The 11263-nt window shown below is 41.8% G+C and carries 8 protein-coding genes; 5 read left to right on the forward strand and 3 right to left on the reverse strand.

The window, feature by feature from the left end; all coding sequences use genetic code 11:
* Positions 1 to 139 precede the first annotated feature (139 nt).
* The 3 genes from FJR37_RS24135 to FJR37_RS24145 all read left to right on the forward strand — a co-directional run bounded on the left by FJR37_RS24135 (position 140) and on the right by FJR37_RS24145 (position 3429).
* Complete coding sequence (locus FJR37_RS24135; protein ID WP_027401130.1) at positions 140 to 391, forward strand: hypothetical protein; 252 nt, start codon at positions 140 to 142, stop codon at positions 389 to 391.
* A gap of 77 nt (positions 392 to 468) precedes the next feature.
* Positions 469 to 1644, forward strand: coding sequence for a circadian clock protein LdpA (ldpA, locus tag FJR37_RS24140; protein WP_168467330.1), 1176 nt, complete (start codon positions 469 to 471; stop codon positions 1642 to 1644).
* Positions 1645 to 1689: 45 nt separating this feature from the next.
* The gene (locus tag FJR37_RS24145) at positions 1690 to 3429 is read left to right on the forward strand and encodes a R3H domain-containing nucleic acid-binding protein (RefSeq protein WP_027401132.1); all 1740 of its coding nucleotides are present in this window, start codon (positions 1690 to 1692) and stop codon (positions 3427 to 3429) included.
* 805 nt (positions 3430 to 4234) lie between these two features.
* Here the strand turns inward: FJR37_RS24145 and FJR37_RS24150 are convergent.
* Both FJR37_RS24150 and FJR37_RS27895 read right to left on the reverse strand, forming a co-directional pair.
* Complete coding sequence (locus tag FJR37_RS24150; RefSeq protein WP_168467331.1) at positions 4235 to 5761, reverse strand: type II CAAX prenyl endopeptidase Rce1 family protein; 1527 nt, start codon at positions 5759 to 5761, stop codon at positions 4235 to 4237.
* 93 nt (positions 5762 to 5854) lie between these two features.
* A complete protein-coding gene (locus tag FJR37_RS27895) occupies positions 5855 to 5980 on the reverse strand; it encodes a DUF4351 domain-containing protein (protein WP_371416164.1) in 126 nt (41 codons plus the stop codon).
* 1075 nt (positions 5981 to 7055) lie between these two features.
* Here FJR37_RS27895 and ppc point away from each other — a divergent pair.
* Positions 7056 to 10100, forward strand: coding sequence for a phosphoenolpyruvate carboxylase (gene ppc, locus FJR37_RS24160; protein WP_168467334.1), 3045 nt, complete (start codon positions 7056 to 7058; stop codon positions 10098 to 10100).
* 61 nt (positions 10101 to 10161) lie between these two features.
* Positions 10162 to 10419 carry a hypothetical protein gene (locus FJR37_RS24165; protein ID WP_168467332.1) on the forward strand — a complete coding sequence of 86 codons (258 nt, stop codon included), beginning with the start codon at positions 10162 to 10164 and terminating at the stop codon, positions 10417 to 10419.
* An 18-nt stretch (positions 10420 to 10437) separates the two neighbouring features.
* Here FJR37_RS24165 and FJR37_RS24170 read toward each other — a convergent pair whose 3' ends face one another.
* Complete coding sequence (locus tag FJR37_RS24170; RefSeq protein ID WP_168467333.1) at positions 10438 to 11223, reverse strand: Uma2 family endonuclease; 786 nt, start codon at positions 11221 to 11223, stop codon at positions 10438 to 10440.
* Positions 11224 to 11263: the final 40 nt, after the last annotated feature.

An 11263-nucleotide genomic window follows, 5' to 3' on the forward strand; every position in this document is an offset into this window, starting at 1 on the left:
GTTAGAGAGAAATAAAATGTTGAAAAGATTTAATGACCCGCATCATGATCGAGAATATTGGCAGCGGTTAAAACCGCACGGGTAGGCTTTCCCCCGCGCTCTAAAGAGACGCGGCTCCCAGCCTTCCCGCGATCCCCTGGTGGGAGATGTCCGCTTTTTAGGAATTAACCCTTGTCAACGTTGTGTAGTCCCCATGCGGGATTCTTATACAGGGGAAGCTTATCCAAACTTTCAAAAAATCTTTGGGCAAAAACGCCAAGCAACTATGCCTACTTGTGTAAATACAGCGCAATTTAATCATTTTTATAGATTAAGTGTAAATACCAGAGTTCCCGTTACGGAAGCGGGGAAAATGATCACTCTGGGCAGTAGTATCGAAATATGCCAATAAAAAATTAGTAACAAAAAAATCTAAATTTTCCTGATGACAGTCTGCAATTTCCAGTGAAATAAACGCATAATGGAAATGTGACTGATTTATTAGCCCCTTTACAATCCCTAAAACAAGGTAATTGGTTCAAATTAATTTGCGGAGCCAGTTATCAACATCTTCCTGCGGTCAGAAATCTCACGTTAGCCTACACTTTGGCAGGTGCTGACTGTGTAGATGTGGCTGCCGACCCGGCAGTTATTGCCGCTACCCAGGAAGCTTTACTAGTAGCCCAAAGCTTGGTAGATGATGCCCAGAAGCGAGGCTTTGCTTTTACAGGTAATTTACCTTTGTTAATGGTTAGTCTCAATGATGGTGAAGATCCCCATTTTCGGAAAGCTGAGTTTAATGATCAGGACTGTCCTAGCGATTGTTCCAGACCATGTGAAAAAATTTGTCCAGCCCAAGCAATTTTATTTAACAATACCAAAGATGATTTTTCTGGAGTAATTTCTGAAAAATGTTATGGCTGTGGCCGTTGCCTTCCTATCTGTCCTTATGGGATAATTTATACAAAATCTTATGTGTCAACGCCAGGAGCGATAGCTTCGCTCGCCAGGGGCAACGCACCATTGATTATGTCAACGGGAATAGATGCTTTAGAAATTCATACTCAAGTGGGGCGGTTGGCAGAATTCCAACGGTTATGGGACGCAATGACACCTTGGGCAGATAAATTAAAATTGGTAGCCATCAGTTGTAACGATGGAGAAGGGTTAATTGATTACCTACAAGCTATTTACAATTTGATTGTCCCCCGTCCCCAGTTTCTGATTTGGCAGACTGATGGACGTTCTATGAGTGGTGATATTGGTGATGGTACTACCATAGCCACAATAAAATTAGGACAAAAAGTTTTGACAGCAAACCTACCGGGATATGTGCAGTTAGCAGGCGGCACTAATAGCTACACCGTTCCCAAATTGCGGAGAATGGGACTGTTGAATGATTTTGGATTGCCGATTTTAGATTTTGGATTAGAAGAACACAATCTAAAATCCAAAATCCAAAATCCAAAATCCAAAATAGCCGGGGTTGCCTATGGTAGTTACGCTCGTGTATTGCTGTCACCCATTCTTGACCAATTGGAAAACAAGGAGGTGATTAACACTGATAGTCAAGGCAATATTCCCTTAGAAGAAGAACCGGAATTACTGTGGGAGGCTGTAAGGCTTGCCCATACTCTCGTTTCCCAGATTAAGTCTGGGCAGTAACGCTCCAACCATGTCTCTAAAAACGTCAAGTCACCAATAGAAAGCATGACGATTACAGAAGATCTCCAAAAGTTGTTAGATATTTTGCCTCAAGACCTCCAAGAAAAATTAGAGAATCATCCGAAAGGGGATATTTTAGTTGAGGTAGTCTTGGATTTAGGCCGTCGCCCTGAAGCTCGGTTTCCCCATGCAGCGGAGTATCTGAGCGAAACACCAGTCACTCAAGCACAGATAGATGATTGCATTCAACGAGTTGGAAATTTTGGGGGGGATAATCGGGCTGGAATTGAGAAAACTTTGCATCGGATCAGTGCTATCCGCAACCGTAGTGGTAAGATTATTGGCTTAACTTGTCGTGTCGGCAGGGCAGTATTCGGAACAATTGCCATGATCCGCGATTTGGTGGAAACTGGTCAATCAATTCTCATGCTGGGTCGTCCTGGTGTTGGTAAAACTACAGCTTTAAGAGAAATCGCCCGTGTGTTGGCGGATGATTTGCATAAGCGAGTGGTGATTATTGACACATCTAACGAAATTGCTGGGGATGGTGATGTTGCTCACCCAGCCATTGGTCGTGCAAGACGGATGCAAGTTTCTAAGCCAGAGTTACAACATCAAGTCATGATTGAGGCTGTGGAAAACCATATGCCAGAAGTCATTGTCATTGATGAAATTGGTACAGAACTGGAAGCTTTAGCAGCCCGGACAATTGCCGAACGCGGGGTGCAATTGGTGGGAACTGCCCACGGTAATCAGATTGAAAACCTGATTAAAAATCCTACTCTGTCGGACTTGGTTGGGGGAATTCAGGCTGTGACGCTGGGAGATGATGAGGCTAGACGGCGTGGTTCGCAAAAGACGGTTTTGGAACGCAAAGCTCCGCCTACTTTTGAGATTGCTGTGGAAATGTTGGAACGGCAACGCTGGGTAGTTCATGAGTCTGTGGCTGATACGGTTGATACGTTGTTACGTGGTCGTCAACCTACTCCACAAACTAGAACTGTTGATGATCATGGCAAGGTTGGTATTGTTAGACAGTTGGCTGTAGTCAATGGTGGCAATGGTAATGGTCACGTTACTAATGTGGAAGAATCTTTCCTCTCTGCTAAACCTAATGGTTGGCGTTCTTCTGGACAAATGGTGGCTTTACCACCTTTATCTCTGGATAGAGAAAGACCAACGGGACGCAGTGAATTTGACCGGTTGTTGGATGAATCTTTCAATTACTCGGAAAGTTTTGATTTTGCCAGCCGTAAACAAGCAGGTCCTAATGGGGAAGATTTACCATTGCATATTTACCCCTATGGGGTGAGTCGTCACCAATTGGAACAGGTGATTAATGTGCTAACTTTGCCAGTGATATTGACCAAAGACTTAGATAGTGCAGATGCTATTTTGGCATTGCGATCGCACGTCAAAAATCACGCTAAGTTAAGACAAATGGCTAAGGCTCGTCATGTACCCATTCATGTGATCAAGTCCAGTACAATTCCCCAAATTACTCGCAGTCTCCGCCGCTTACTGAATATTGATGATCCAGATATTGGCGATGATCGAGAATTACAACTGTTATTACACAATGGTAGTGATGATGAAATGGACGCTTTGGAGGAAGCAAGACTTGCTGTAGAGCAAATTGTCATCCCTAAAGGTCAGCCTGTGGAGTTACTACCCCGTTCTTCCCAAGTGCGAAAAATGCAGCATGAGTTGGTAGAACATTATCGCCTCAAATCCGATAGTTTTGGCGACGAACCTAATCGGCGGTTAAGAATTTACCCGGCGTAGGTTGTTGATAAATTTCCCCTGAAAGGATTGTTTTTACATCTTTTCAGGGGATTTTTTTATTGTTTATTTGTGAGAATCAGGATGTCCAGGATTTAAGGATTTACACCGATTATTTTTGATTTATTCTTCTGCTTGTTTTAAAACTTGTTCATATAGTTTCGTATTTACCCAATATTGAGCTATATATGGCGGTATGCACTTGAGTGAGATACAGTCAGTCAATCGCAAACTCTGTAGGGGCGCAGGGTCTGCGCCCTCGATTATATTGCATCAAGCGCGATAACCGCTATAAATCATCATATAATTGTAAATTAATAGAACTCATAGACTATTCTCCTTGTGTTAATTACAAAAAGGATTTACAGGATCGTTCTTGCCTTTCTTGCATAATGTCAAGAGGCAAGAGTGAAAAGGGTTTGGGCGATTTTACATTTCTTTACACAGTTTGGTTTTATTGTGTTCACCTACTTACTCCCGAATGGGCGCAGGCCCTGCGCCCCTACCTCCTGATAGCGCAGCGTGGCGTTAGCCATACTTCTAGTAGTTCGTCAAATTTATTTTGACGGGTAATGATCGGAAAAAACTTCTGTTCTCCCCTACCTACCTCCCCTACCCCCCCTACCTCCCCTACTCTCCCTACCTCTCCTACCTCCCCTACCTCCCCTACCTCCCCTACCTCCCCTACCTCCCCTACCTCTCCTACCTCCCCTACCTCCCCTACCTCTCTTCTCCCCCTGCTTGCCTTCACCCGTCATTTTCGGGTTGACAGACTACTAACCCTCACAGATAACTTTTTCAGCAAACCCTAATTATTACCACCTAAAAGAAACAAACTAATTAACGTGCCACTATTCCAAAGACTGTGGAGAAGCATAGAAGAAAGTAGATTGCGCGATCGCGTGTAAACTATTCCTAAGACTATTCCTAATGCTGTCAGCGGGAGTATTTCTGATAAACTGAGGTGAGCAGCGGCAAATAACAAACTACTGATCAAAATTGCCCCCCAAACCGAAGTATAACGAGTCAGAGATGGTAATAAAAAACCTCGAAATAGAAACTCCTCAAAAAATGGTGCAGCTATAGCTGCGGTAAAGAAAAATATGCCCAATGCAGTATTATCCCGGCTTTCTAGTGCCATTTGCAAAAGTGGATTACTGCCACCTTGTCCTTGCCACAATTTTTGATTAATCAGTGATACTACTACCACAATCGGTAAAGCCGTGCAATAGCCACCGAATCCCCACAAAACCCAATTACCGAAGAAATTGAAGCGAAACCAGTTGTTAGGAAGAGGGAAAAAACGCCTAATGGAAAAATATAGAACTGACAAAGAACCAAAAGCCACTAACATATAACTAACTAAAACCACAGAAGCTTCAATTCTGGCATTTCCTGTACCACGAGGAATAGGTAAAATAGATAATAATTCGGGGATAAATAATTGTCCCATTAAGAAAAATCCGAGGACAAAAACCTGAATAATTATTTCCCAATTCCAAGGAGTTGACCAAACTAAATCACTATTTGTAGCTAGTATGGATTCTCGACCTTTAAGCAATCGTTGAACCAATAAGAAAAGCAGCAGAATTAGCCCTAGAAAAGCTGTTAAGGTGGGGATAGTCGCAATTACCGCTAATTTTAACAATGCTTGGGTTGCCGCTGCTTGTTGGGCAATTTTCAGAGAGGATAAAGCTTCCTGACGTTGTTGAAGTTGATATAATTTTTCTAACGCTGTAGAACGAAACCAACTATCTAAATTTTGTTGAATTAGCTGTTCAGCTTTAGGAAATAACCGGGGAGGTTGACTCCACATTCCGCTTAATACTTGGGCAGTTTCTTGATATTTAGAATTGATATTTGATGATTGCTGTAATTGATTCCAAGTTTTAATAGCGTTGTCTGTTTCCTGTTGCTGTGCTTGTAAAATTCCCAGCCGCAAATCTACTTCTGCTAATAATTTTTCTTGTTGTTGGATAGATTTTTGTAAACTTTTTTCTTCTGCGGAAACTGGAGTTGCTGGCGAAGATTGCAGTTTTACTAATTTTTTATTAGTTGCCTCTAAACTAGTTTTGACAGATTCACTCGCTTCTTGATATTGCTTTGTCGCGCTCATCTTAGGATTAGCACCGAGAATAGATTCTTGAAGTGTTTGAATACTTTCGTCGCTACTGTCTTCTGGTTGCCATGCCTGAGCTTGTAAGACAATATTCGTCTGGTACAATTCTAGACGACTCTGGAACTGAGGTTTTTGCCAGCTACTTAATAAAGATAACCCTGACAACATTATCGCTAACAAAGTTAGCCCAATTAACAGCAACCGTTTAATTGTCATCTATCCCCCTTGAACTTACAAGTACAGGAGCATTAGCCCCTTGGCAATTATAAGCCAGTACCGCAGGGTAGAATTAAAATTTAAAAAAGTAGCTTAGATCAGGTTTATATGGGCTTTGAGCCATTGTTCTAGGTCGGTAATGTCCACAAAGTCTAATAATGCTTCTCCCAGGTCTTCTAGTAGTCTGTCAACCCGAAAATGACGGGTGAAGGCAAGCAGGGGGAGAAGAGAGGCAGGGGGGGCAGGGGAGGGAAGGGGGGGTTAGGTTTCTGAAGATTATCGGTTTCATCTAATACTTTTCAAACACCCTCTTAGGGAACACCAAAAAATAAATTACCCAATTTTGTGGGTATTTTTTTAATTGGAAGTCCCTTAGAGGAAGAGCTTCATCAACTGCATTCCTAGTCAGAGACTAGGAACGAGATGTGTTAGGGATTTGAGCTTAAGTTGACACCAATGAAGCTCTTGCTCTACCCATACAAATCTAATTTTGTCGTGATTTTATATAAAGTCTATGTCCCAACCATTTTGAGTATATAAGCCAGTACCGCAGGGTGAAATTAAAAATTCAGAAAAGTGTCCCAGATTAGGTGAAGCCTAACTCCTGACTTCTGCTATAGCTTTTCTCCTGTTAGCTATTGAGTGAAAGCGAACTTTATCCTAAAATAATCTAGTAGGAATTTGGTGAAGCGGTTTATTTTACTTGCCTCTTCTCTACTGAAAATGAATCAAAAGCAGTTAAAAGGAAGATAAGTCACCTGTGAGTAGCTCCTAAAGAAAAGCTAACAGCTTGATATTGGATGCTCAAAAAGGTAGGTTAGATGTTTTGAGTATCTTAAGAGTGTCAGTAACCCAGCCCTAAAGGGACTGGGCTTGCAAGAGTAATCAAGCAAGCCGTACTGACCAGACCACCCTGAGCGAAGTCGAAGGGTAGCCGTTATTTGAGTCACGACACCCACCGAATGCGTTGCCCCTTCGGGGTTCAGCAGTCGCTCATGGGGGAAACCCCCAAGACCGCGCTGCTTCACTAGTTCCCTGCTCTGTCATTTGCAATTAAACAGTTTTAAGGTCACTGAAACAGTGTTGCAAGTCTAAAAAGCTCTTATAACAGGTCGTTCGCGCCAGCGTGCCGGAGGCATCTAGCTAACATTACCCCAGAAATGGGAGTTGGTTTCCAGGTTCCAATCAAAAATCTGGTTTTAATTTTAATATCCACAGCGGTTAAAACCGCTCGTGTCGTTTCCCTCTCAGGTCTAAAGACGCGCTCGTTTCCCACTTACCGGGTATTCTTATGATGAAAAGTATGAAAGCTGAACATATTGATTTTCCAGTGCTACACTCAGAATTATTCTTACGTCATCGTCTACAGGTAGTAGAGGAATTGTGGGAGTCGGTGCTGCGTCAAGAATGCGGTCAAGAAATGGTGGATCTTTTGCGCCAATTGCGGGACTTATGTTCTCCAGAGGGACAAGCCACGAATGACCTAGCTGCCTCTGCTGTAGAATTGATTGAACAATTGAATATTAATGAAGCAATTCGTGCGGCGCGTGCCTTTGCGTTGTACTTTCAGTTGATTAATATTATTGAGCAGGAATACGAGCAAAAGCAGCAATTAAATCGCTATAGTGGAGAAACTGACGAGGACGTTTTCCCCAGTATAATTTATTCGACTAACCAGCGAGATGAAGAATTACCTGTTACGAAAGAAATAGGTAGTGATTTGATGACATCGGAAACTCCGCAAAAAGGAACTTTTGCGGCTTTATTTCCCCTGTTATTTAAGTTGAATGTTCCACCCCAACAAATTCAACGCCTGATTTCCCAACTGGATATCCGCTTAGTTTTCACTGCACACCCGACGGAAATTGTCCGTCATACTATCCGGGATAAACAGCGTCAGGTGGTTCATCTTTTGCAAAAACTAGATGAAGCCCAAAATCGTGCTAGTAGCTATCCTTGGGAAACTTTGGAAGTCAAGGAAAGATTACTGGAAGAAATTCGCCTGTGGTGGCGGACTGATGAGTTACATCAGTTTAAACCGACGGTTTTGGATGAAGTAGATTATGCTCTTCACTACTTTCAAGAAGTGTTGTTTGATGGTATTACGCAACTATACAAACGCTTCAAATATTCTTTGGGAGAAACTTTTCCCTGGTTACAACCACCAACGACAAATTTTTGCTCTTTTGGTTCTTGGGTAGGTTCAGACCGAGATGGTAATCCTTCGGTGACACCGGAAGTAACTTGGAAAACCGCTTGTTATCAACGAAAAATGGTGTTAGAGCGGTATATTAAGTCAGTTAAAGAGTTAGTGTCTTTATTGAGTGTATCTATGCACTGGAGTGATGTACTACCAGATTTGCTAGAGTCTTTGGAGTTGGATCAATCGCAGTTAAGTGGGGTGTATGATGATTTGGCGTTGCGTTTCCGCCAAGAACCTTATCGTCTGAAGTTATCTTACATTCTCAAGCGTTTGGAAAATACCCGCGATCGCAATTTGGCTTTATATAATCGGGAAACGCCAAACAATGAAGATGCACCAATGTACCGTTCTGGTACAGAATTTTTAACAGAATTGTTGTTAATTCAACGCAATTTAACAGAAACAGGTTTAAGTTGTCGAGAGTTGGAAAACTTGATTTGTCAAGTGGAAATATTTGACTTTAATCTGACTCAATTAGATATTCGTCAAGAATCATCCCGTCATGCTGACGCTATCAATGAGATTCTGGAATACTTACAACTCTTACCCCAGTCCTACAACGAATTATCAGAAGAACAAAGAATAGCTTGGTTAACTTCAGAATTGCAAACTCGTCGGCCATTGATTCCCGCTGAGTTACCATTTTCGGAAAAAACCAATGATGTAATTGAAACTTTCCGAATTTTGCGATCGCTACAACAAGAATTTGGCATTAAAATCTGTCAAACTTATATTATTAGTATGTGCCGTGAAGTTAGCGACGTACTAGAAGTTTTACTCTTAGCCAAAGAATCAAGTTTATTTGATCCTGTAGTTGCAGTGGGGACAATTCGCATCGTTCCTCTGTTTGAAACAGTAGAAGATTTACAACGTTCTAGAGGCGTAATGCGACAACTGTTTGAATTGCCTTTATATCGGGCAATGTTGGCTGGAGGTTACGCCGCAATTAACACTTCGACTTCGCTCAGTGCAAAAGCTTCGACTTCGCTCAGTGAAGAACAAGCACCTCCATCTATTTCTACTCTAAATCCTAACTTACAAGAAGTAATGTTAGGCTATTCCGATAGTAATAAAGATTCTGGTTTTTTAAGCAGTAACTGGGAAATTCATAAGGCTCAAAAATCACTTCAGAAAATCGCCGAAAGTTACGGTGTAAATCTGCGGATTTTCCACGGACGAGGCGGTTCTGTGGGACGTGGTGGCGGTCCTGCTCATGAAGCGATTTTAGCCCAACCAGGTCACAGTATTAGTGGCCGGATTAAAATTACCGAACAAGGGGAAGTCTTAGCTTCTAAATATTCCTTGTTAGATTTGGCTTTGTATCACCTAGAGACTATCACCACAGCCGTAATCCAAGCCAGTTTACTAGGAACAGGGTTTGATGACATCGAACCTTGGAATGAGATCATGGAAGAGTTATCTCATGCGTCACGTCAGCACTATCGTAATCTAATTTACGAACAACCTGATTTCATTGACTTCTTCCACCAAGTCACCCCCATTGAAGAAATCAGCCAATTGCAAATTAGTTCTCGTCCAGCCCGTCGTCCATCTGGTAAAAAAGATTTAAGTAGTCTGCGAGCTATTCCTTGGGTATTTAGCTGGACACAAACCCGGTTTTTATTACCTTCTTGGTATGGAATTGGCACAGCCTTACAAGAATTTTTGGACGCAGAACCAGAACAACATTTGAAATTACTTCGCTATTTTTACCTCAAATGGCCATTCTTTAAAATGGTGATTTCTAAAGCCGAAATGACCTTAGCAAAAGTAGACATGGAAATGGCACGTCACTATGTTGATGAATTGTCTAACCCTGAAGACAAACCGCGATTTGAGAAAGTTTTCGAGCAAATTTCCAGCGAATTCTTTCTCACCAGAGATTTAGTCTTAAAAATCACTGGACATCAAAAACTATTAGATGGTGATCCAGTATTACAACGTTCTGTACAATTAAGAAATGGAACAATTGTGCCGTTAGGATTTATTCAAGTTGCACTTCTAAAACGCCTTCGTCAATCAAAAAATGCCCCCACAACCGGAGTAATTCACTCTCGTTACAGCAAAGGAGAATTACTCCGAGGAGCATTATTAACCATCAACGGAATTGCTGCCGGCATGAGAAATACGGGTTGATAAAAAGCAAAAGGCGTAATTTCTTCCTTTGCGCCTCTGCGCCTCTGCATGAGACAAAAATATGATCAAAAAACGCATTCTTATTTGTACCTTTTTGGCACTTTCTTCCGGTTTTTTTACTGCTTTAATAGGTGGACAAATCACCGTCATGCAACATAGCCAAAAGTGTCAAAACCAGGCTTGGGGATTTAAACAAATGTGTAGTGCTTTAGTGACTCCGGGTGCAAGTTGGCAAGGTAGCACTGCGGGACTGTGGACAGGGACAATTTTAGGGGCATTTGTGGGTGGGTTGATTACTCGTAAATCTAGTGATTGGTAATTGGAGATATGGTTTTTTCTACACTTCTGGTTCTACTCCTAAAGCGCGTAATTGGGCGATGAGGCGATCGCTTTTTTCCTTTTCATATTCAGCCTGTTGGCGTTCATTTTCAGCCCGTTGGCGTTCATATTCAGCCCGTTGGCGTTCATATTCGGCTGTTTCATGACCATCAAGTAATAAATTACCATCTAAATCCCACCAACGTAGCCAAGGTAACTCCATATTTTGATATGTCCCTTGCCAAATACCTAATTCTACTCCCATAGGTGTAATCGGATAATGACCTCGTTTATTTGGTGGCAATAAATGATATTGTCCTTCCATGAGATGATATACTTCCACACTAGCTTTACTAACTTCGTAAATGCCATAAAAGGCAGGTTTAATCACTTGTTCATAAATCCAAAATTTCCCCTGCCAAGGTGTTTTATCTCTTTCTTCTGTGCCATTTCCTGATACAAATTCTAAAGCAATTAATGGAGAAATAAATTCTTGCCAAAGCACATAGGAACGTCTAACTTTACCATCTAATAATGGTGGCACATGAGGAACATAAAACCAATCTGGGGCTTCTGCACCTCGTTCTGGTGGTTCAGTTATTCGCCAATAAATACCGCTATCTTGACCTATAGCATATTGTCCATCAGCGTGGATTTTTTGTAATACTGGAATGATAGATTGAGTTAGTAGAATACTTTGAGGATGTTCCTGAAAATTCTTCACAAATTGTCCGTTAGATTCTGGTAGTTGAGTATGATCTGGGAGGCTGGTTTGTGTATAGGGAGGATCTGCGGTAAAGGTCATGATGTCCTCGTATTTTAGAAGGTTTATTGTAGTTAAGAAT

It is taken from the genome of Aphanizomenon sp. UHCC 0183, assembly GCF_009712065.1.
In the GTDB taxonomy this organism is placed as follows: domain Bacteria; phylum Cyanobacteriota; class Cyanobacteriia; order Cyanobacteriales; family Nostocaceae; genus Dolichospermum; species Dolichospermum heterosporum.

What these genes read in the sequence shown, in the direction of transcription:
- FJR37_RS24150 (WP_168467331.1), bottom strand. Translation starts at nt 5,761, where the DNA reads ATGACAATTAAACGGTTGCTGTTAATTGGGCTAACTTTGTTAGCGATA.
- ppc (WP_168467334.1), top strand. Translation starts at nt 7,056, where the DNA reads ATGAAAAGTATGAAAGCTGAACATATTGATTTTCCAGTGCTACACTCA.
- FJR37_RS24145 (WP_027401132.1), top strand. Translation starts at nt 1,690, where the DNA reads ATGACGATTACAGAAGATCTCCAAAAGTTGTTAGATATTTTGCCTCAA.
- FJR37_RS24165 (WP_168467332.1), top strand. Translation starts at nt 10,162, where the DNA reads ATGATCAAAAAACGCATTCTTATTTGTACCTTTTTGGCACTTTCTTCC.
- FJR37_RS24170 (WP_168467333.1), bottom strand. Translation starts at nt 11,223, where the DNA reads ATGACCTTTACCGCAGATCCTCCCTATACACAAACCAGCCTCCCAGAT.